We start from the raw sequence: 22,052 nt of genomic DNA on the forward strand, positions 1-22,052 counted from the left end.
GTTTTGCTGGCCTTTGTTTTCTGGCCTTTGTTTTCAGGCACCGCCGCTGATGTCGGCCGGGACCAGTGACCAGCTCTCGAGGTCCACCCGGCCGGTGTGCAGCGACCCAGCGTTGCGCATGAGCCCCTCGTACGTGAAGCCGGCCTTCTCCGCGACCCGCCGCGACGCGACGTTGCCGGGGGCGACCCGCAGCTCGATGCGCTGGAACCGGTGCTCCAGCAGCAGCGACAGCGCCAGTACGTCGACCGCCTCGGGCGCGACGCCGTAGCCGCGGGCGTCGGCGGCCACCGCGTACGCGATCTCCGTCGACCTGGTCAGCCAGTCCGTGTTCTTCGTCCACAGGCAGCCGACGAGCCGCTCGTCCTCACGCCGCACGATCCCGTAGTGGTCGCCGGCGCCGCTGTCCCGGCGCTCGACGGCCAGCTCCGTGCACCAGGCGTAGCCGTCGAACTCGCTGTTGTCGTCCTGCGCGATCGGCAGCCACCGCCGGACGAGCTTGTCGGCGAAGATCTCACCGACCCGCTTGTCGTCGTCGGCGCACAGCGGGCGCACCGTGAGCCTGGGCGTCTGGACCGACAGCAACGGGAAGCGGCGCAGCGCCACCGACCAGGTCGACACTAGGCGGCCTCCGTCGCACCGCCGGCGGGCGGACCCGACGTCGGCGGCCCGTCCCCCTCGCCCACCTCGGTCGCCGGCCGCTGCACCACGGCCTGCGGCGTGGCCGGCGGCGCTTGCGTCGTGGCCGGGGGTGCGGAGACCGGGTCGCTCTCCTGGACCGGCAGCTGCAGGTACGCCGTCGGCGCCTCCTCCAGGCGCTCGGCGGCGGGGATCGCCGTCATCCCGCCGGGCGCCGCCGACACGGGCGCGGCGACGGTCGGCATCGGGGCGGGCGAGACCGGCACGGCCGCCGACGTCGCCGGATCGGCCGGCCACTGGTGGCCGCTCCCGGCGCTCGACGGCGGGGTCGACACCGGCCCGGACGCGCCGACGGATCCGGCGGCCTCGGCGGCGCCGGCCTGGCCGGCCGCGATCACGGCGTCGACCGCGACGGCACCCGCGCCGGCCACGCCGGGCCCGGACACAGGGCTGGACGCGGCGACGGATCCGGCGGCCTCGGCGGCGTCGCCGGGGGCCGTGCCTGCGGGTGGGGTCGAGACGGACATGGGCGGAGCGGAGACAGTCGTCGGCACAACCCCAGACGATGGCAGCCCGGAGGCCGTCGCGGGCGCGTTCGCGGAGGAAGACACCCCAACGCTCGCCTCAGCAGCCGCGGTGTCCGCTCCGGCGCCGCCCGCCACCGCAGTTTCGGCTCCGGCGGTCTGGCTCGCGGACGCCAGGGCGACCGCCACCCGGCTGGTGGGGCCGAACGGGCTCGACGCGATGCCGTCCTGGTCTTCGTGCTGCTCGTCCTGAGCGCTGCCGGCCGCGGCCGGCGGCTGGGGCCGCTGGGGCTCCTGGGTCGCGATGGCCGCGATCGGCGACTGGGGCCGCCGGGGCTCCTGGGTCGCGATGGCCGCGGTCGGCGGCTCCTCGGCGTCCGCCACCGGGAGCGCGCCCGGGCCGACCACCGGAGCGGGCGGCGAGTACGTCGTCGGCGGGGCGGTGTACCCGGCGGGTGCCGAGACCGGGCCGGGGACCGACACGGGGCTGGCGGCCGGGGGCGTTCCCAGCCCGGACGTGCCCAGGCCGGACGGGGCGAAGCCGGCCGGTGCGGAGACGGGGCTCGCGCCGGGCGGGGCCGGGGTGCGCGCCGGGTCGGGCTTGGTCAGGCCGATCCGGGCGTCGCCGGTGTCCGCCGCTGCCGGCACGGCGGCGGTGCCGCTCACCGGGGCGGCCGGGAACTGCAGGGTCGTGCCGCCCGACGGGGCTTGCGCCGCCGGTGCCACGGACGGACGGCCATACGGATGGGTGCTCGGTGTCGTCCACTGCCCGTGCACCGGCGTGGCGGCGGCGCCGGCCGAGGCCACGAAGCGGGACGCGATGGACGGCGTGCCGGCCCAGTGCAGGCCGAGGTACGACGCGTGGACGCCGCGGTGCACGAAGCCCTCCGCGGGGCCGCCGGCCCAGGTCCAGGCGGCCTGCAGGCCGGCCCGGGGGCTGATCGTGGTCCGGTGCATCTTGTGCCCGACGACCTGGGCACCCACCGGGAGCAGCACCGACGAGCTGCGGGCGGTCGCTTCCCGGTACCCCAGGACGACCAGGTCGGTCTCGCGGGCCGAGGCGTCGACGACGCCGCACATGGGCCGGCCGTTGAAGTCGCGGCAGAGCCACACCAGGCCGGTGCCCTCCGCGGCGATCGGCTTGCCGGCGGCGGCGTGCGCGGCGACGGCGGCGCGGAGGCGGGTGTTGAAGCCGAGCTCCTCCGCGTACGACTCGGGGAGCGCGCCGCCCACGACGAGACCGTCCACGCCGGCGGGGAGCGCCTCGTCGCGCAGCGGGTCGAACGGCACGACCTCGGCACCGGCGGCGGTGAGCAGCTCGGCGGTCTCCGGGTAGGCGAACGCGACCCCGATGACCGGGCGGCGGCCGATGCGCGTGACGGCCGGCTCGGCGACCCGCGCGGCGGCGACCTCCTCGGCGGCGTTCCACGGGTCGGTGGTGAGCCGGGGCGCGGAGCGGGCCAGGGCCATCACCCGGTCGATGTCGACGGCGCCCGCGATCACCTCGCCGAGGCGCCGCACCGCGCGGACCGCGTCGAGGTTGTGGTGGACAACGGGCGCGACCCCGTGGTGCCGCGACGGCAGCGGCGCGCCGGCGTCGCCGATGTCGGTGAGCGCGTGGCGGCGCAGTGCGCCGAGCACCGGCACCCCGATGTCGTCGAGCGCCTCGCGCAGCAGCTGCTCGTGTCGCGACGAGGCGACCCGGTTGAGGATGACGCCGCCGAGCCACAGGAGCTCGTCGTACGCCCGGAAGCCATGCACCAGAGCGGCGACCGACTGCCCCATGGCGCCGACGTCCACGACCAGGACCACGGGCGCCCGCAACAGGCCGGAGATCTGCGCCGTGGACTCGCTGTCGGTGCGGCCCGCGAGCCCGTCGAACAGCCCCATCGTGCCCTCGACGACCGCGATGTCCAGCGACTGGGCCCCGTGCGCGAACAGCGGCCCCACCCGCTTCGCCCCGATCATCCGCGGATCGAGATTCCGCCCGGGCCGCCCCGCGGCCAGCCCGAGATACGCGGCGTCGACGTGGTCCGGACCGATCTTGAACCCGGCGGCCCGGTAACCCCGGGCCGACAGCGCGGACAGCAGGCCTACGGAAACGGCAGTCTTGCCGTGACCGGAGGATGGCGCGCTGATCACCAGCCTCGGGATCGTGCTCATGATGCTCCTCTGGCGCTGGGGCAAACGTGTGTCCCGGACGATACCGGGTGGGCGCCACAGCAACTGTCCGGAACGCACCGGATACCGTTCTTGCTTGTGTACCGGTTTCTCGCGTCGCCCCGGTGGCTCGGCTACGCCGCGCTGACCGTCGCCGCCGCGACGGTCATGGTGCTTCTGGGCCTCTGGCAGCTCGACCGCTATCACCAGCGCGCGTCGATCAACGCCCGCATCACGGCGGGCACGTCGGCCACCCCGGTCCCGCTCACCGACGCCGTCCCCCGCCCCGCCGGCACCCCCGGCACCACCGGCCCCGCCCCCCACGCCGACACGGAGTGGCTCCGCGTCCGGGTCACCGGCCAGTTCGACCCGTCCCGCGAGATCCTCGTCCGCGGCCGCACCGTCGAGGGCCGGGTGGGCTTCGAGGTACTCACCCCGCTGGTCCTGTCCGACGGCACCGCCGTGCTCGTCGACCGCGGCTGGGTGCCCCCCGCCGAGTCAGGCGCCCTCGCCATGCCGTCGGTCCCTCCCGCCCCGCCCGGCGAGCAGACCATCCTCGGCCGCCTCCGCCCGTCGGAGAGCCGCGGCGGCCCGCCAAAGGAGGTCAACGGCCGCCTGGAGATCCGCCGCATCACCCCGTCGGCCCTCGCCCCGTCGATGCCGTACCCGGTGTACAACGCCTACATCAGCACCGACCAGCCCGCCCCCGGCCTGACCGCGGTAGCCCCCGAGAAGCAGAACGCCCTGCAGAACGCCGGCTACGTCCTGCAGTGGTGGCTCCTGGCCATCCTCACGCTGTTCGGTTTCGCCTACCTCGCCCGCAAGGAAGCCCGAGGCCCCGAACCCGAAGACCTCCTCGACGACCTCGCGGACTCCCCCGCATAACCCCCACACGCGCCACAAGCCATTGATCCCGCGCGGTTCCGGTATCCAGGACTACCAGAACAGTTCGGGATCACGAGCAGCCGACCTGTCGCCCCGCTCGAGTCCAGAAGCCGACAGGGGCGTCTGTGAGCGGCAGAGAAATCCGCTGCAGTCGACGCTGTGCACAGGCGTCCGCTCAACACGACTCCGCTAATAAGGACAGCGACCGCATCTCAACCGATACACGGACACTTCACCACAAACCGGCCTGCCCACGAAGACCGGCACCACAATCCGACGGGCCCGGAGGCCGGCGCCACAACCGGCCTGCCCACGGAGGCCACCGCAACCGAACCCACCCGGCGGGGGCCGGAAGGCCCCACTCGCACCTGGGCGAGCAACACACCCACCAACCGGGCACCCACAGCCCACCCTGGCTCACTCTCGGGCAACCCGTCACGGAGCCCAAGGCCCGCTCGTCACGACCCGCCCCACCCACAGAGACCGGCCCACAACCGACCCACGGACGGAGATAGGCACCACAATCGACCTGCCCGCGAAGGCCGGCGACACAACCCGTCCGCGAAGGCAGAACACCGCCCGCGGAGACCGGCGGCACAACGGTCCACCCGCGCGAACGGCACCGACGTCACGACCCCAACCCGATCCCGGAGCCCAGCGATCAGCCCGCCCGCGGAGGCGGGACACCGCCGTGGAGGCTGGCGGCGCAACGGTCTACTGGCAGAGGCCGACACAACAACCGGGCTGCCCGCGACGGCCCGACCACACAACGGTCCACCGGCGCGAATGACAGCAACGTCACGACCCCAGCCTGACCCCGGAGCCCGGCGACCAGCCCGCCCGTGGAGGCAGGACACCGCACGCGGAGGCCGGCGGCACAAACACTCCACCGACAGAGGCCAGCGCCACTGCCGGGCTGCCCGCGTCGGCGACAGCACAGCGGCCCACCCGCGCGAACGGCACCAACGTCACGACCCAGCCCGACCCCGGAGCCCCGCGACCAGCCCGCCCGCGGAGGCAGGACGCCGCCTGCGGAGGCAGGACGCACGCCGTGGGGCAAGGGCGCACGAGCCAGGACGCCCGGCTGCGAGGTGGGTGGGTGGCGAGGTCAGTGGGGGTGGGGATCGGGTCAGGAGTCGGTGGGGTGGGTGGAGGTGTGGATGGCGCGGACGGCGGCGATGGTGTCGGCGTCTTCGGGGCGTTTGTCCTCGCGGTAGCGCAGGACGCGGGCGAAGCGCAGGGCCACGCCGCCGGGGTAGCGGGGAGATTTCTGGACGCCGTCGAAGGCGATCTCCACGACCAGCTCGGGGCGGACCTTGACGACCCAGTCGGACTCTTCGACGGCGAGGGACTTCAGGCGGTCGGTCTGCCAGCGGAGCATCTCGTCGGTCATGCCCTTGAAGGTCTTGCCGAGCATGACGAAGCCGCCGGTGTCGGGGTCGCGGGCGCCGAGGTGGAGGTTGGACAGCAGGCCCTTGCGGCGGCCGTGGCCCCACTCGACGGCGAGGACGACCAGGTCGAGGGTGTGGCGGGGCTTGACCTTGACCCAGGCGGAGCCGCGCCGGCCGACGTCATAGGGGGCGGCGGCGGACTTGATGACGAGGCCCTCGTGGCCGGCGGCGACGGCGGCGGCGAAGACGCGCTCGGCGTCGTCGGGTGAGGTGAGCATGGTGCGCTCGACGCGCAGGCCGGCGGGGACGGCGCGCTCCAGGGCCGCCCAGCGCACGGAGGCCGGCTCGTCGAGCAGGTCGGCGCCGTCCAGGTGCAGGATGTCGAAGAAGAACGGCTGGAGCACGGCGGTGCCGTCGCGGCGGGCGGCGCGGCTGGAGGTCTCCTGGAAGGGGACGGCGCGGCCGGTGTCGTCGACGCCGACGGCCTCGCCGTCGAGGACGATCGAGGTGACGTCGAGGGCGCGGACGGCCTCGACGACCACGGGGACGCGGGCGGTGAGGTCGTCGAGGCTGCGGCTGAAGACCGAGATCTGGTCGCCGTCGCGGTGGACCTGGATGCGGACGCCGTCGATCTTCGTGTCGGCGGCGGCGGGGACGCCCGTGTCGGCGAGGGCGTCGGTGGGGGTGGCGGCGCTCTGGGCGAGCATCGGGGAGAGCGGGCGGCCGACGGTGAGCGCATAGCCGGCGAGGGCGTCGGTGCCGCCGGTGAGGGCGTCGACGGCCACGAGCTTCAGGTCGCCGGCGAGCAGCAGGGCGCGGCGGACCTGGGCGATGGGGACGCCGGAGGCGCGGGCGACGGCGTCGACGAGGAGGCCGGCCTGGGCGCCCTGCCGCAGCTCGCCGCTGAGCAGGCCGATCAGGAAGCGGCGCTCGGGCTCGGTGGCGGCGCCGAAGAGCTCGGCGACGGCCTGCCGCCGGGCCGCCTGCGAGCCCTTGCCGGACAGCCGCGACATGGCGGCGAAGGCCTCGTCGACGTCGGTGACGGACAGGGAGGCGGTGTCGGCGGGCGGTGGCAGCTCCCGCAGCGACGCATAGCCGACGCCGGTCTGGCGCTGGCGCAGCTCACCGGACAGGTAGGAGGCGCCCGGCGAGAGCTCGGAAGGCTCCAGCTTCCGCAGCGCGTCGGCGAGTAGGTCGATCTTGGCGTTGCGCCCCGGGGTCCGCGCGACGTCGGCGGAGACGGAGGCCAGCTCGACGAATCTCATACCCCGGATTCTCACCCAGGGGTACGACAAGAACACCTCAGGCGGCGTACGCCAGCCGCACCGCGCCCAGAACCCAGCCCATCCGGCTGACGGCGGTGTCGGGGTGCTCCCCGAACTCGTGCGCGACCAGTGCGGCGCAGCCACGCGGCCCGTGCCGCCGGACGCTGCGCATCACCGCGGTGCGGATGTGCTCGGGGCTCATCTGATCGGAGGACTGCACGTCGGAGACGAACAGCGCTTCGGCCCGGACGTGTTCCAGAAGCTGCGGCGTCATCTTGTACCCCCTTCGGCTCCTCCAATCACACGCTCCCGCAGGTGTACCGCCGTGTCCGCCGGGTTGCGGACAGGGTGACACCGTCAAAACGACAGTTGCGCCGCCGGCACGGGCCGGGAGTACAGGTAGCCCTGCGCGTACTGGCAGCCCAGCGCCTTCAACGCCTGGGCCTGCGCGGCGGTCTCGACCCCCTCGGCGACCGTGTGCAGCGACAACCCCTCCGCCAGCTGCAGGATCACCTTCATCAGGGTCGAGTCGACACCCGAGGCCGTGAAGGTCCGGTCGATCTTGAGGATGTCGACCGGGAGGTGCACGAGGTACGCCAGCGACGAATACCCGGTGCCGAAGTCGTCGACGGCGATCCGCACGCCCCGCTCCCGCAGCAATCCGAGCCGCGCCGTGCGCTCCGCGTCGTCGACGAGCACCGACTCGGTGAGCTCCAGGACCAGCGCGGCCGGCGGCAGCCCGGTCTCGTCGAGCACCGCGAGGACCCGCTCGGCGAAGTCCTCCTCGCGCAGCTGGTGCCCGGACACGTTGACGGTCACGGCGACCCCGTCGCGCTCGAACCACGCCCGCGCGTCGGTGCACGCCTGCCGCAGCACCCACCAGCCCAGCGGCACGATCATCCCGATGGCCTCGGCGACCGGGATGAAGGTCAGCGGCGGCACCCCGCCGGGCGGCCAGCGCAGCAGCGCCTCGACCGCGGTGACCCGCTCGTCGAGCAGGCGGACGACCGGCTGGTAGTGCAGCTCGAACTCGCCCGCGGCAAGGGCCCGGCGCAGCCCCGAGGCCAGCTCGCGGTGGCGGGCCGCGGCGGTGCGCAGGTCGGGCTCGAAGCGGACGACCCGGTCCTTGCCGGCCGTCTTCGCCGCGTCCAGGGCCAGGTCGGCGTCGCGCAGCACGTCGGCGGAGCTGCGCTGGTCGCCGACCGCGACGAGCCCGGCGCTGCCGGTGAGGTGCACCTGGCGGCCGGCCACCGGGTACGCCGGCCGCAGCTGCGCGAACGCCGCCTCGAACGCGTCCGAAGCGCCGCGCCAGACGACCGCGAACTCGTCGTCGCCGAGGCGGGCCAGGACGTCGGCGTCGGGCAGCGCCGCCCGCAGCCGGTGCGACACCTGCTTGAGCAGCTCGTCGCCGGCCTCGTGGCCGAGCGTGTCGTTGACGTCCTTGAAGCCGTCGAGGTCGAGGAGCGCGACCGTGAAACCCGGCGGCGACGCCCCGGTGAGCACCCTGTCGAGCCGTTCGGTGAGCTGCCGCCGGTTGGCCAGCCCGGTCACCGGGTCACGGGTGGCGCGCTGCCGCAGCTCCCGCTCCAGCCCCTTGCTGCGCGCCGACGAGCTGGCGAGCGACTGCCTGAGCCGATCGGACCGCTGCCGCACCAGCAGCACCGCCGCGCCGGCCGCGGCGAGCGCCACGAGCATGGCGAGGCCGGACAGCGCTTGCTGGAGCATCGCCGGTACAGCCAGCGAAAACGCGACGAGGAACACTCCGGCGACGGCGAGCAGGGCGGCGGGCCGGCCCACCATCGGGGCGGGTCGCGGATGAGGGCTCGGCTTGCGTCGCACGCTCCGATGCTATCTATCACAAATCCGATTTTTCGCTACCTAACGGACAACACGCGCGCAAGCAAAAGGCGGGCCTCCCCGTGGGGAAGCCCGCCTTCGCGGGTCGGCGTGTCAGCCGCGCCAGTCGAAGCCCGCCTCGACCACGATCTTGTCGGCGGTGGCGGCGATCCGGTCGGCGAACTTGTTGGTGTGGTGCCCGCAGAAGGCCAGGTCGCCGGCGGCGCCGAAGGTCACACGAGCCTTGGCGGCGGCACCGCAGCTGTCGCAGCGCTCCCCCGTCAGCTCGGGGACGACGTGAACGGCCGGGCGCGAGATCAGCATCGGGGTCATCTCAGTCTCCTCGAGTCGAAGCGGTCAGCTGCTGCTTGAAATGTGGCTTTTCTGAGTGTTGAGCCTTACCTACCTAACAGTACGTTCGCCTGAATTAAGCGACTAGTTCGTAAGCGTTGGCTTTTGGTCACAGGCAGGTTGCCGACTCCGTCCGTTCGTCTGATGCATCACGGGTGAACGTCACATACCCGCCCGGCAACTTCCCGACACCACCTGGCATTTCCGCACCGTGCACGTCTGCCAGGTCCACTGTGGACAGCTCGCACAAGGACCGGGCACCCGAACGGCAACGCACGGCGAACCAGGGGTGTACCCCGAGGTGCCGAATCTTGTGGAGGTCCGGATGACACCGGCCGGACGGCAACACCGATCCACAGGATTCGCATCCACGGAAGGGCCTACATACATGATTCGCCGCCACACCCGCGCATTGATGCCGCTCGCCGCGCTCACCATTGGTGCCACCGCCGGCGCCGTGTCCCTCACCGGCATGGCCGGCGCGGAGACCACGGGCACCGCCGGCGCCGCGACCACGGGCGTCGTCCGCACCGGAGCGGGTGAGGACGGCTACAGCTCCAGCAGCCGCCCGTCGTTCAACTTCGGCGCCTCGGACACCCTCGTCGCCGGCCGCTCCGGCGCCGACACGATGGTCACGTACCTGAAGTTCACGGTCGCGAACCCCGGCCCCGGCGCGACCGTCAAGAACGCCCAGGTCGTGCTGACCCGGGAGAGCAAGGCGCTGCCGAACACCCTGTCGCTGAGCCGGGTCGCCGACACGACCTGGACCGAGAAGTCCCTGACGGCGAAGAACGACCCGGCGATCGGCGCGGTCGTCAGCAACGCCAAGCCGAAGAGCGATGCGGCCACCGTCACCTTCGACGTCAGCGCGGTCGTCAAGGGCGCCGGGACGTACACGTTCGCGGTGACCTCCCGGGTCGCCAACACCCCGGCCCGCTTCAGGTCCTCCGAGGCGGCCACCGGCAAGCCCAGCCTGAACCTCACCGTCGCCCGGCCGGCCGCCACCAAGCCGCCGGTGGAGGCCACCCCCACGCCGACCAAGCCGGCTCCCACCCCGAGCAAGCCGGCCCCCACCCCGAGCAAGCCCGTGGCCACGCCGACGACGCCCGCCCCGACGACGCCGGCACCGACCACGCCGGCCGGTGGCTGCGCCGTCGACGCGAAGCTCGTCCCGTCCTGCGGCGTGCTGTGGGGCGCGGCCGCCGGCGGCTTCTCCGACGTGCCGCGCGACGAGGCGCTGAAGACCTTCGAGCAGAAGAGCGGCCGGACGTCGACGATCTATCACACGTACCACAAGGGCGACGAGCTCTTCCCCACCAAGAACGAGATCGCGATGACCAGCGACCCGGCCAACCCGCGGACGCTGATGCTGAACTGGAAGGTCGGCTACGGCACGAAGTGGGCCAACGTCGCCAACGGTGACCAGGACGCCCGCATCGACCGCCTCTCGACCTACATCAAGACCAACTACGGCACGAAGAAGTTCTTCATGGTCCTGCACCACGAGCCGGAGAACGACGTCGTCGCCACCGCGGGCTCGGGCATGACCGCCAAGGACTACGCCGCGATGTTCCGCCACACCGTCCTGCGCATGAAGGCCAACGGGGTCACCAACGCCGTCTTCGTCGTCGCCTACATGAACTACGAGAAGTGGAACAACACGTCCTGGTGGGGCGACCTCTACCCCGGCGACGACGTCGTGGACTGGGTCGGCGTCGACACCTACAACAACGCGCAGCCCGGCGGCTTCCACACCGGTGACTTCAACTACATGATGAACCGCACCAACGCCCCGGCGAAGTTCCCCGGCTGGTACACCTGGGCCACCACCAAGCACCCCGGCAAGCCCATCATGGTCGCCGAGTGGGGCGTCTACGACTCGTCGACGGTCGTCGACGGCAAGAACAAGGCGAACGTGTTCGCCACCGTCCTGCCGCAGCTGGCGAAGATGCCGCAGATCAAGGGCCTGGTTTACTTCGAGACCGCCAAGGACCAGAACGGTCACGACATCCGCATGGACGACACCCCGGAGGCCCTCGCGGCGTTCCAGAAGATCGCCGCCGACCCGCGTTTCAACGTCAAGATCTGACCCCGTCTCCGAAGAAAAGGGCCGCCCGTCCCGGGCGGCCCTTTTTCGGTGTCCACCGGTCGCCGACCAGCGGCCCGAGCCGGGGGACGGGGCAACTGCGCTGCTACCCGGCGGGTCCCGGGAGCACCACCGACGGCCCGCAATCTTGTTTCTGCAAGGCAATGACAGCAAATGTGAAAGCAAGGGATGTAGACATATGATGAACCGCCGCGTCCTCACTGTTCTGGCCATGACCGCCGCCGCTGCCGGCTCCTTCTCCTTCGCATCCGCCGCCGCGGCCGCCCCCGCCGAGGGCATCGTCCGCGGTGCCGGCGAGGCCGGGGCGCTCAAGGACCGCTACATCGTGGTCCTGAAGGACGGCTCGACGACGTCCTCCGACGCCCTCGCGGGCAAGGTCGGCGGCTCGGTGAGCACGCGGTTCGACAGCACCGTCAAGGGCTTCTCCGGCAAGATGAGCGCGACCTCCGCGCGCCGCCTCGCCGCCGACCCGGCCGTCAAGTACGTCGAGCAGGACCGCATCGTGCAGGTCGAGGCCACCCAGTCCGGCGCGACGTGGGGCCTGGACCGCATCGACCAGGCGGCCCTGCCGCTGAACGGCAGCTACACCTACGGGCCGGCCAGCAACGTCACCGCGTACATCATCGACACCGGCATCCGGCTCACCCACAGCGAGTTCGGCGGCCGCGCCAAGTCCGGCTACGACTTCGTCGACAAGGACTCGGACGCGACGGACTGCCAGGGCCACGGCACGCACGTCGCCGGCACCGTCGGCGGCGCCACCTACGGCGTCGCGAAGGACGTCAAGCTCGTCGGCGTCCGGGTGCTGGACTGCCAGGGCAGCGGCTCCTACTCGCAGATCATCGCCGGCGTCGACTGGGTGACGAAGAACGCCGTCAAGCCCGCCGTCGCCAACATGAGCCTCGGCGGCTCGGCCGGCTCCACGCTCGACGACGCGGTGAAGAAGTCGATCGCGTCGGGCGTCACGTACGTCGTCGCCGGCGGCAACGACTCCGCCAACGCCTGCACGAAGTCCCCGGCCCGCCTGCCCGAGGCGATCACCGTCGGCGCCACCGACAGCAAGGACGCCCGCGCCAGCTTCTCCAACTTCGGCAGCTGCCTGGACCTGTTCGCGCCCGGCGTGAGCATCCTGTCCAGCGCCAACAGCGGCAACACCGGCACGACCAAGATGAGCGGCACCTCGATGGCCAGCCCGCACGTCGCCGGCGCGGCCGCCCTCTACCTGGCCGGTCACCCGACCGCCACCCCGGCGCAGGTCCGCGACGCGATCGTCAACGGCGCCGTCAGCGGCAAGGTCACGGGCGCCGGCTCCGGCTCGCCCAACAAGCTGCTCAACACCACCGCGCTGATCTCCACGACCGCGCCGACCAACCCGCCGACCACCACCCCGACCACGCCGACCACCCCGACCACCCCGACCACCTGCGCCGCGGCCTCCAACAACGCCGACTACTTCATCGCCGACCGGGCCACCGTCAACAGCAAGGTCACCATCGCCGGCTGCGCCGGGACCGCCTCCAAGACCTCGACCGTCAAGGTGGCCGTGAAGCACACCGACCGTGGCGACCTGCGTGTCGACCTGATCGCCCCGGACGGCACCGCGTACAAGCTGAAGTCCTCGATCTCCGGTGACGACGTGGCCAACCTGACCGCGACCTACACCGTGAACCTCTCCACGGAGACCCGCAACGGCGTGTGGACCCTCCGCGTGCAGGACGTCTTCGCCGGCGACACCGGCACGCTGGACACCTGGACCCTGACCATCTGATTGCTCACCTCCCCCTGGTGACCGATGGCCCCCGCGCGATGGCGCGGGGGCCATCGGCGTTGTCAACCGTTGCAGAAACCGCGAATCGGTCTCAACTAGGTCTAACCCGTCGGTACGGTGTTTGGGCATCCGAGACTAGGGGGTCGCCATGAGCACAGCGAGAGAGTCCATTGAGGTGGCCGTCCCGGCCGGGGTCGCGTACGAGCAGCTCACCCACTTCGAGAACTATCCGCAGTTCATGTCCGGGGTGATGAGCATGGCGCCGATCGACGCCTCGACGGCCCACATGGTGCTGGACATCGGCGGCAACCGCGCGGAGTTCGACGCCCGGATCACCGAGACGCGCCCCGGCGAGTTCCTGTGCTGGGAGGCCCTCGACGGCCCGCAGGTCAGCGAGGCGCTGCGGCTCGAGCCGATGGCCGACGGCATGACCAGGGTCATCGCGGAGCTGCAGATCGACGCCCGCGAGCTGATGCCGACCGAGCAGCACGCCGTCGAGGTGCTCAACCGGCGGCTCAAGGCGGACCTCAAGGGCTTCAAGCGCTTCTGCGAGGAGGCCGCCACGAAGACCACGGTCAACCGCCCGGCGGCGACGGCCACCAACCGCCCCGTGACGGCGACGCCGGCGACCATCGCGCGCGGCATCGCGTCCGCGTCCGGCATGACGCACGCCTCCAACGAGCGCCCGCCGCAGGGCCCGCCCGCCGCCGGCAACCTCGGCCCCATGCAGCACATGCAGGCCCGCGGCCGGCAGACCCGGATCTGAGCACTCCGGACAGGACAGAAGGGGCGCCGGCCGCAGGCCGGCGTCCTTTGTCGATCAGCGAACAATCACCCGAAAAGCCACATATGATGAAATCTCATGAAGGGTGAGAGGGGCGAGGACTGCTCATGACCGCCATCCTGGTCGCCGACGATGACATGGACATCAGGGACCTCGTCGCCTTCAAGCTCGAGCAGGCCGGTTACGACGTCGTCGCGGTCGACAACGGGCTCGCCGCGCTCACCGAGGCGACCCAGAACCCGCCGGACCTCGTCGTGCTCGACGTCATGATGCCCGGCATGTCCGGCATCGACGTGTGCCGCCAGCTGCGGCAGGACGCCGGCACGAAGGCGCTGCCGATCATCCTGCTCACGGCCCGCGCCCAGGAGGGCGACGTGGAAGTCGGCTTCGGCGCCGGCGCCGACGACTACATCGTCAAGCCCTTCAGCCCCCGGGAACTGGTGAGCCGCGTCGAGGCCGTGCTGGCGCGGATGCGCACGTGACGCTCGCCGGCGCCGCCCTCGTGGCGCTGGCCGTCCTGCTCGTCGCGGCGCTGGTCTTCGGCGGCCTCATCGTCGGCGGCAGGGCCGTGCGCCGCGCCCGCGAGGCCCGCCGTGCCAAGCTCGCCACGCCCGCCCGCCGGCTGCTGCTCGCCATCGCCGCCGGGGACGACGACCCCGAGCAGGTCGAGGCGCTCGTGCGCCTGTCCGACGAGGTCTGGCAGGCGGTGGAGCCCAACGCGATCGCCCTGCTGGGCAAGGTCCGCGGCGAGGCGCACACCACGCTCGTCGACGTGTTCGAGCGCCGCGGCGCCGCCTGGCGGGCCCGCAGCCGGCTGCGCCGGCGCGACCCGGTGGCCCGCGCGCAGGCCGCCGAGGTGCTGGGCAACCTGGGCCGCAAGGACGCGCTGCTGCCGCTGTGCGACCTGCTCGGCGACCCCGACCCCGACGTCCGGGTGGTCGCCGCCCGCTCACTCGGCCGAATCGGCGACGCCGGCGCGACCCAGCCGCTGCTCGCCACCCTGGCCAGCCGGCGCATGGTCCCGCAGCAGGTCGTCGCGACCGCGCTGACCAGGCTCGGCACCGCCGCGCAGGGTGCGCTGCTCGCCAGCCTCGACGACCCGCGGGCACCGATCCGCGCGACCGCCGCGGAGGTCCTCGGCCTCATCGGTGCCGTCGGTGCCACCGTACGGGTGGAGAGCGCGCTGCGCGCGGACCCGTCGCTCGACGTGCGGATCAGCGCCGCCCGGACCCTCGGCCGCCTCGGCACCCGGACCGCCCTGGCGCCGCTGCTCGACTCCCTCGAGCCGGACCGCCCCGTCGCCCTGCGGGCGGAGGCCGCGAAGGCCCTCGGCGAGCTGGGCGCCGTCACCGCCGCGTCCGCGCTGACCGTGCTGCTGTCCGACATCGAGTACGTGGTGGCCCACAACGCGGCCCGCTCGCTGCTGCGCCTCGGCGGCGCCGGCCGGGCGGCGCTCACCGCGGCGGAGCACCGGGCCGAGACCGAGCCCGACGACGAGCGGGTCCTGCTCGGCGCTGCGCACGCCCGCGAGGCGCTGGCCGCGGCCGAGCTCGACGACCACCGCAGGCAACTCGTGCCATGATCGCCGATTGGGTGCGGCAGCTGCTGACCGTCACGGACGTGTTCATCCTGACGTACTTCCTGCTGATCAACTCCAGCTACCTGGTACTGATCGTGCTCGCGTCGGCCGAGTTCGTGCACCACATGCGGCGGGTGCCGTTCGCCGGGCACGAGGAGACGTACCGCAGCCCGCTCACGCAGCCGGTCTCGGTGCTGGTCCCGGCGTACAACGAGTCGGCCGGCATCGTGCAGTCGGTCCAGGCGATGCTCGCCCTGCGCTACCCGGTCTTCGAGGTCATCGTCATCGACGACGGATCCACCGACGACACGTTCGAGCGGCTGCAGGAGGAGTTCGGCCTGGTCGAGGTGCCCCGCGTGGTGCCCGACGCGACCCCCACCCGGGGGCGCATCCAGTCGGTGCACGTGCCGAGGGAGCGGCCGGATCCGCTCGTCGTGGTGCGCAAGCAGAACGGCGGCAAGACCGACGCGGTCAACACGGGCATCAACGTCGCCCAGTACCCGCTCGTCTGCATGGTCGACGCCGACTCGGTGCTCGACCCGCAGGCGCTGCTGTCGGTGGCGAAACCCTTCACCGACGACCCGATCCGCACCGTCGCGTCCGGCGGCGTCATCCGCGTCGCGAACGGCTGCACGGTCGTCGCCGGCCGTATCGTCGACGTCCGGATGCCGCGCAACTGGCTGCCCAGGGTGCAGGTGGTGGAGTACCTGCGGGCGTTCCTGCTGGGCCGGACCGGCTGGTCGAGGATCGGCGGGCTGCTCATCATCTCCGGCGCGTTCGGCATCTTCCGCCGGGACCTGCTCGTCGAGGTCGGCGGGCTCGACCACGACTGCATCGGCGAGGACGCGGAGCTGGTCGTCCGGCTGCACCGGCACCTGCGCCGGCAGCGCCGCGACTACCGGATCGTGTTCGTCGCCGAGCCGGTGTCCTGGAGCGAGGCGCCCAGCTCGCTGAAGGTGCTCGGCAAGCAGCGCCGCCGGTGGCACCGGGGCATCACCGAGATCCTCCGCAAGCACCGGTCGATGATCCTGAACCCGAGGTACGGGCGGATCGGGCTCGTCGCGATGCCCTACTACGTGCTGTTCGAGCTGCTGGCGCCGATCGTCGAGCTGGCCGGGGTGGTCCTCGTCCCGCTCGGGCTGTACGTCGGCGCGATCGACGCCCGGTTCGCGCTCGTGTTCGTCGCCGTCGCGTACGGCTACGCGCTGCTGCTGAACCTGATCGCGCTGACGGTCGAGGAGTACTCGTTCCACCGGTACCACCGCTGGACGGACCTCATCGCCTCGGTCCTCGCGTCGGTGCTGGAGAACTTCGGCTACCGGCAGCTGACCGCGATGTGGCGGACGATGGGCATGTGGGCCGCGATCAAGGGCGGCAAGCACGAGTGGGGCCAGATGACCCGCACCGGCTTCCAGACGGTCCTGACACCGGAGAAGGCCCCGGCGAAGACGCCCGGGAAGTCACCGGTGAAGTCACCGGCCGAGCAGGTCACAGCCAAAGAGGACGTTCACGTGGAATCCTGATCGTGAAGGTGGTGCCGGCGCCGACGACGCTCTCGACGGCGATCTCGCCGCCGTGACCCTCCACGATCGTCTTCGTGATCGCCAGGCCGAGCCCGGCGCCCTGCACGGCCTCGCGGACGGCGAACGTGCCGCGGAAGAACCGCGTGAAGAGCTTCCCCTGCTCCGCCTCGTCGATGCCGACCCCCGTGTCGCGGACCACGATCACCACGTGGTCGCCGTCGTGCTGCGCGGTCATCTCGATGAGCCCGCCGTCGGGGGTGAAGTTGATCCCGTTGACCAGCAGATTGACCAGGGCACGCTCGAGCTGCTCGGGGTCGGCGTCGACGGTGCCGAGGTGCGGGGCGGTGCGCAGCTCCAGGCGGTGGCCGCGGCGCTTGGCCCGCGGCTCGACGGCCTTGCGCGCGGCGACGAGCACATCGGTGAGGTCGGTGCGGACCAGCTCGAGGTCGAAGACCCCGGCCTCGACCTTGGAGATGGTGAGGAGGTCCTCGATGAGCGCCCGCAGCCGGTCGGAGTTGCGGCCGATGACCTGCAGCATCCGCGCCTGCGCCGGGTTGAGCTCGCCGGCCTCGCCGGAGGTGAGGACCTCCAGGTGGCCGATGACGTTGGTCAGCGGCGTGCGGAACTCGTGCGACACGGTCGCCACGAAGTCGCTCTTGACCAGGTCGAGCTCGCGGAGCCGGGAGACCGCCTCGCGCTCGTGCTCGTAGGCGGCGCGCAGCGCGTCCTCGGTGCGCTTGCGGTCGGTGATGTCGTGCACGAAGGCGTTGAAGCTCCAGCCCTGCATCGCGTCCCGCACGGCCCAGATGGCGAGCTCGATCGGGAACTCGTAGCCGTTGGCGTGCCAGGCGGCGATCTCGATCCGGTTGTCGAGCACGTGCCGCTCGCCCGTGGTCAGGAAGCGGCCGACGCCGAGGTGGTGGGCCTCGCGGAAGCGCGGCGGCACGATCGTGTCGGCCAGCCGGCGGCCGATCGCCTCCTCCTTCGACAGGCCGAAGACCTTCTCGGCGGCGGCGTTCCAGCCGGTGATCATGCCGCCCTCGTCCATCGCGACGAAGGCCTCGATGCAGCTGTCGAGGATGCGCTCCATGCGCTCGGTGCCGAAGCGCAGCGCCTGGGTGGCGGCCATGCGGTCGGCGACCCGGCCGAGCTGGATGCCGACGTCGGCCATGATCTCCAGCAGTCGCGGGTCGGGGTCCGCCGGCTCGATGGTGAAGAACTCCAGCACGGCCGCGACGACCCCGCGGGCGGTGATCGGGAAGGCGATGGCGGCGCCGACGCCCGCGGTCGCGCCCGGGATGCGGGCGCGCATGAAGTTGACGTCCGTGGAGACGTCCGCCGTCCAGACGGGGCGGCCGGTGCGGGCGGCGCTGCCGACGATGCCGCCGCCGTACGTGAACCGGAGCCCTTCGCTCGCGCTGCGCAGCCCGCCGAAGGAGTCGGGGACCTCCTCGTACCAGATGTCCGTGGACACGAAGACGCGCCGGTCGCGCTCGTCGGGCAGGCACAGGTGGCCGGCGTCCCAGCCGGTGGCGGCGCAGACCGCCTTGATCACCGGCAGCCCGGCGTCGGCGATGCTGTCCGCCTCGTTCGCGATCCGGGTCGCCTCCTGCAACAGGGAGACGAGGACGAGTTCGCGATCCTTCGACACATCTTCGATCCTAAAGTCGGACCCGCCGCGATCTGCCCTTTTCGAGCGGATAACGGCGGGTCCTGACTGGATCGCGGGCTGCGGGCCGCGTGCCCGTGGGTGAAACCGTTCAGGCCGTGGCCGGCGAGCACTGCAGCGCCGCCGCGACCTCGCGGACGTAGCGGTAGAAGCCGACCTCGCTGGCGCGGACGCCGTCGCTGACCGCGACCAGCCGCACGCCGCCCTCGGCGCACGCCTGGGCGAAGCGCAGCCCGGGCAGCCGGTGCCGCTCGCTGACCTCGACGACCGTGCCGTTGGTGCGGCACGCCTCGACCAGGTCGGCGATCGCCGCGTCCGGCACCGCGGACTCGTCGATGCCGGCGCGGGCGAGGAAGTCCAGCGGGCGGGCGAGGCGGGTCGGCGCGTAGCGGGAGACCCGCTCCACGGCCAGGCCCGTCACGGTGACCACCTGGTCGATGACGTCCAGGGCGCGCATGGTGCCGTTGTCGATGAGCCCGCGCACGGCATCGGGGCTGAGCAGCCCGGCGGGCAGCGGCAGCCGGTTGAGCCCGACGGAGATGACCTCGAGGCCGTTGAGGTCGGACGGGAACGCCAGCCAGCCGTCGATGCCGATCGCCTCGACCTCGACGCCGCGGCGCAGGACGAGGTCGGTGCGCTGCTGGGCGCGCTGGATCGAGGCGAGGTACGGCGACAGCCAGCTCGTGTCGGGACCCACGCGGTCGGCGAACGTCACCTCGGTCAGCCCCGCCTGCTCGGCGCTGGCCACGAGGACGCTGACACTGTCCCGGCCGGACGAGAAGGCGGTGTGGACGTGGCCGTCAACGAGCTGGTCGATCATGTGGGCTCTCTTCCCTGGGGCTGGCTGCTCTTTCCAGGTATCAGGTTGCCGGGCCCGGGGCCCCTCCCCCGGTCCCGGCCAGTTGCGCTTGGGTTGACGGGGCCCCTCACTCGCCGGCGCGGTCCAGGACCGGCCGCCGGTACCGGTAACCGAACCCCCGCACGGACTCGATCGGCGACGCGTCCGGGTCGGTCCAGCCGAGCTTGCGCCGCAGCCGCAGGACCGCGAACTTGACCCGCTCCGGGCCGATGCCGGTCGGGTCGTCCCAGGCCTGGGCGAGCAGCTGGTTGGGCGACAGCACCGCGCCGGCGTGCCGGACCAGCACGTTCAGCAGTCGGAACTCGGTGGGCGTGAGCCGCACCTCGTCACCGGCCACGAAGGTGCGGCGGGCGGCCGGGTCGATGCGCAGGACGCCGTCGTCGTACACCTCGTCGGCCCAGGACGCGGGTCCGGCGCTGCGCCGCAGCAGCGCCTCGACCCGGGCCACGAGCTCCGCATTGGTGAACGGCTTGGTGAGGTAGTCGTCCGCGCCGCCGCGCAGGCCGCGCACCTTGTCGGACTCCTGCCCGTGCGCGGTCAGCAGCAGCACCGGGACGTCACTGACGTCGCGCAGCCGCTCCAGGACCTGCCAGCCGTCCATGCCGGGCAGCCCGATGTCGAGGATGACGAGCTCGGGGCGCTCCGTGTAGGCGTCCCTGAGTCCGGTCCTGCCGTCCTTGGCGTGTGCGACCTGGTGTCCGGCCCGCGTCAGCAGCAGGCGCAGAGCCATGGCGATATCTGGATCGTCCTCGACCACAAGAAGCCGGCTCACGATCATCCCCCATTTCGTGCTGGTCGCGAAGGCAACGACAGCGTGACCGTCGTGCCGACCCCTTCGGTGCTGGCGACGCTGATGCCGCCACCGTGCAGTTCGACGATGGCCCGGCTCACCACGAGCCCGAGCCCCGTGCCGGGCATGACCTGCCGCCCGACCGCCGCGGCGACGTTGGAGCCGCGGAAGAATGCGCTGAAGAGCCGGGGCAGGTCGGCGGCGGGTATGCCGACGCCCGAGTCCGCCACGGCGACCGTCCAGCCGTCGCCGTCGGGCCCGGCCCGGACGGTGACCCTGCCGCCGCTCGGCGTGAACTTCACGGCGTTGCTGACCAGGTTGTCCACCACCTGGTGCACCCGGGTGTCGTCGCAGATCATCTCGGGCCCGTCCTCGCACTCCAGCACCAGCTCCAGCCCGGCCGCGAGCGCCGCCGGGGTCCGCTCGGCGACGGCGACGGCGAGGAGCTCCGGCAGCCGGGTCGGCATCGGCCGCAGCTGGAGGGTGCGCGCCTCGAGCCGGGACAGCAGCAGCAGGTCCTCGATGAGGCGCAGCAGCCGGTTGGCGTTGCGGTCGATCACGTCGAGGTAGGTGCGCTGGTCCTCGCTGAGGTCGCCGGTGGTGACGTCGCCGAGCAGGTGCGCGAACGCGACGACCGACGACAGCGGGCCACGCAGCTCGTGCGAGACGGTGGCGACGAACTCGTTGTTGAGCGCGGTCGCCTCGATCAGCGCCCGGTTGCGCTCCTCCAGCCCGCGGCTGCGCTCCTCCAGGCCCCGGCTGCGCTCCTCCAGCCCGCGGTGGACCGCGACCCTGGCGGTGACGTCCCGGAGGTGCACGAGGGTGCCCGAGTCCGTCTCGCCGGGGCCGGCGACCGGCACCAGATCGATCTCCAGGACCCGCCCGTCGTCGAACGGGATCTCCTCGCCGACGATCGCGCGCCGCAGGATGAACGCCTCGCGCAGCCGCTGGATCCGCGCCGAGTCCCGGCCGACCCGCTCGACCGCGCGGCCGATGACCGCGGCCCAGTCGAGCGGGTCGTCCTCGGTCAGGTCGCTGCGCGACGCGCCGGGGCCGACCATGCCGGTGTCCAGGAGCCGGTGCGCGGCGAGGTTCGCCAGCCGGACCCGGCCCTGCTCGTCGAGCAGCAGCAGCCCGTCGTCCATCGTCTCGACGAGCCGCGCGAGGCGCTGCCGCTCGACGGCGGCGGTGCGCTCGGTCTCGCGCTGGCGGGTGACGTCGATGCCGAAGAAGACGACGGCACCGACCTGGGCGTCGTCGACGAACGTGCGGGCGGCGACCTCGATGACGCGCCACCGGCCGGCGGCGGTGCACAGCCGCAGGTCGGTGGTCCCGGACGGGTGGTGGCCGGCGCAGCAGGTCAGGAACATGGCGACGGCCGCGGGCCGGTCGTCGGGGTGGATCAGGTCGACGAGGCGGTAGTCCGGGGGTCTGTGCCGGTCGTGCCCGAGGACCGTGCCGAACGAGTCGGACAGCGCGCTCCATCCCCGGGCGGGGTCGACGGTCAGGATCATGGCCCGCGCGCCGGTGGTGATCGCCCACGCGAGGGGCGAGCCGAGCATCGGCGGTGGCGGCACGGCGCGGCACGGCTGGACGAGGGCGCGGTCGGCGGCGGCGGCGATCTCCGCGGCGGCGGCGAGCAGCTCGGTGCGGGCGGGCGCGGCGCTGAACTCGACCCGCAGCTCCTGGCCCCACTGGGCCGGGCCGACCGGGAGCCGCTCCAGCAGGTCGAGCTCGCCGACGACCGGGGTCAGCGCGGCGACGATCTCCGCGGAGCGGACACCGGAGAAGCCCCGCAGCTCCGCGACGAGGCGCTGCGCGTCCACCACGGTGGTCGCGTTCGCGGCACGGACCACCAGGTCGACCACAGCGCCTTCGATCAGGCCCGTGTCAACCAGACGGTCGGTCTCTCCACGCAAAGCTCT

Annotated in this window: 17 protein-coding genes; 7 read left to right on the top strand and 10 right to left on the bottom strand. The window is 72.5% G+C overall.

Annotated features, from left to right (window positions below):
- Positions 1 to 33: 33 nt before the first annotated feature.
- Together ABD332_RS48885 and ABD332_RS48890 are read right to left on the bottom strand one after the other, a co-directional pair.
- Complete coding sequence (locus tag ABD332_RS48885; protein WP_344512011.1) at positions 34 to 618, bottom strand: GNAT family N-acetyltransferase; 585 nt, start codon at positions 616 to 618, stop codon at positions 34 to 36.
- Positions 618 to 3,323, bottom strand: coding sequence for a cobyrinic acid a,c-diamide synthase CobB (locus ABD332_RS48890; protein WP_344512013.1), 2,706 nt, complete (start codon positions 3,321 to 3,323; stop codon positions 618 to 620). Before ABD332_RS48890 ends, ABD332_RS48885 begins: the two co-directional genes overlap by 1 nt.
- A gap of 96 nt (positions 3,324 to 3,419) precedes the next feature.
- Between ABD332_RS48890 and ABD332_RS48895 the strand changes: the two genes are divergently transcribed.
- A complete protein-coding gene (locus ABD332_RS48895) occupies positions 3,420 to 4,205 on the top strand; it encodes an SURF1 family cytochrome oxidase biogenesis protein (protein WP_344512014.1) in 786 nt (261 codons plus the stop codon).
- A 1,129-nt stretch (positions 4,206 to 5,334) separates the two neighbouring features.
- On the opposite strand, the gene ABD332_RS48900 is transcribed toward ABD332_RS48895, so the two are convergent.
- The 4 genes from ABD332_RS48900 to ABD332_RS48915 form a co-directional block, all read right to left on the bottom strand.
- Entirely contained in the window at positions 5,335 to 6,861 is a 1,527-nt protein-coding gene (locus tag ABD332_RS48900) for an ATP-dependent DNA ligase (RefSeq protein ID WP_344512016.1), read from the bottom strand.
- A gap of 37 nt (positions 6,862 to 6,898) precedes the next feature.
- A complete protein-coding gene (locus tag ABD332_RS48905) occupies positions 6,899 to 7,135 on the bottom strand; it encodes a hypothetical protein (protein WP_344512018.1) in 237 nt (78 codons plus the stop codon).
- 83 nt (positions 7,136 to 7,218) lie between these two features.
- Positions 7,219 to 8,700 (bottom strand): putative bifunctional diguanylate cyclase/phosphodiesterase, encoded by a 1,482-nt coding sequence (locus tag ABD332_RS48910; protein WP_344512020.1) that lies wholly within the window; start codon positions 8,698 to 8,700, stop codon positions 7,219 to 7,221.
- A gap of 111 nt (positions 8,701 to 8,811) precedes the next feature.
- Entirely contained in the window at positions 8,812 to 9,030 is a 219-nt protein-coding gene (locus tag ABD332_RS48915; RefSeq protein ID WP_033364102.1) for a DUF7455 domain-containing protein, read from the bottom strand.
- A gap of 406 nt (positions 9,031 to 9,436) precedes the next feature.
- On the opposite strand from ABD332_RS48915, the gene ABD332_RS48920 reads away from it, so the two are divergent.
- The 6 genes from ABD332_RS48920 (at position 9,437) to ABD332_RS48945 (ending at position 16,809) form a co-directional block, all read left to right on the top strand.
- On the top strand, positions 9,437 to 11,137 hold the full coding sequence (locus ABD332_RS48920; RefSeq protein WP_344512026.1) for a CBM96 family carbohydrate-binding protein: 1,701 nt from the start codon (positions 9,437 to 9,439) through the stop codon (positions 11,135 to 11,137).
- Positions 11,138 to 11,366: 229 nt separating this feature from the next.
- A complete protein-coding gene (locus ABD332_RS48925; protein WP_344512027.1) occupies positions 11,367 to 12,923 on the top strand; it encodes a S8 family peptidase in 1,557 nt (518 codons plus the stop codon).
- 148 nt (positions 12,924 to 13,071) lie between these two features.
- On the top strand, positions 13,072 to 13,689 hold the full coding sequence (locus tag ABD332_RS48930; RefSeq protein ID WP_344512029.1) for an SRPBCC family protein: 618 nt from the start codon (positions 13,072 to 13,074) through the stop codon (positions 13,687 to 13,689).
- 125 nt (positions 13,690 to 13,814) lie between these two features.
- Positions 13,815 to 14,189 (top strand): response regulator transcription factor, encoded by a 375-nt coding sequence (locus ABD332_RS48935; RefSeq protein ID WP_203847576.1) that lies wholly within the window; start codon positions 13,815 to 13,817, stop codon positions 14,187 to 14,189.
- Positions 14,186 to 15,289 carry a HEAT repeat domain-containing protein gene (locus ABD332_RS48940; RefSeq protein ID WP_344512033.1) on the top strand — a complete coding sequence of 368 codons (1,104 nt, stop codon included), beginning with the start codon at positions 14,186 to 14,188 and terminating at the stop codon, positions 15,287 to 15,289. The genes ABD332_RS48935 and ABD332_RS48940 overlap by 4 nt, the downstream gene beginning before the upstream one ends.
- Positions 15,286 to 16,809, top strand: coding sequence for a glycosyltransferase family 2 protein (locus ABD332_RS48945; protein ID WP_344512035.1), 1,524 nt, complete (start codon positions 15,286 to 15,288; stop codon positions 16,807 to 16,809). Before ABD332_RS48940 ends, ABD332_RS48945 begins: the two co-directional genes overlap by 4 nt.
- Here ABD332_RS48945 and ABD332_RS48950 read toward each other — a convergent pair.
- From ABD332_RS48950 to ABD332_RS48965, 4 genes are all read right to left on the bottom strand, one after another.
- Positions 16,775 to 18,460 carry an ATP-binding protein gene (locus ABD332_RS48950; protein WP_344512037.1) on the bottom strand — a complete coding sequence of 562 codons (1,686 nt, stop codon included), beginning with the start codon at positions 18,458 to 18,460 and terminating at the stop codon, positions 16,775 to 16,777. The genes ABD332_RS48945 and ABD332_RS48950 overlap by 35 nt on opposite strands.
- 109 nt (positions 18,461 to 18,569) lie before the next feature.
- Positions 18,570 to 19,298, bottom strand: a complete 729-nt coding sequence (locus tag ABD332_RS48955; protein ID WP_344512039.1) for a hydrolase — start codon at positions 19,296 to 19,298, stop codon at positions 18,570 to 18,572.
- Between the two features lie 106 nt (positions 19,299 to 19,404).
- Complete coding sequence (locus ABD332_RS48960; protein ID WP_344512041.1) at positions 19,405 to 20,115, bottom strand: response regulator transcription factor; 711 nt, start codon at positions 20,113 to 20,115, stop codon at positions 19,405 to 19,407.
- A complete protein-coding gene (locus tag ABD332_RS48965; protein ID WP_344512043.1) occupies positions 20,112 to 21,995 on the bottom strand; it encodes a PAS domain-containing sensor histidine kinase in 1,884 nt (627 codons plus the stop codon). The genes ABD332_RS48960 and ABD332_RS48965 overlap by 4 nt, the downstream gene beginning before the upstream one ends.
- Positions 21,996 to 22,052 lie beyond the last annotated feature (57 nt).

The sequence above is a fragment of the Dactylosporangium maewongense genome, from assembly GCF_039531485.1.
GTDB classification, from domain to species: Bacteria; Actinomycetota; Actinomycetes; order Mycobacteriales; family Micromonosporaceae; genus Dactylosporangium; species Dactylosporangium maewongense.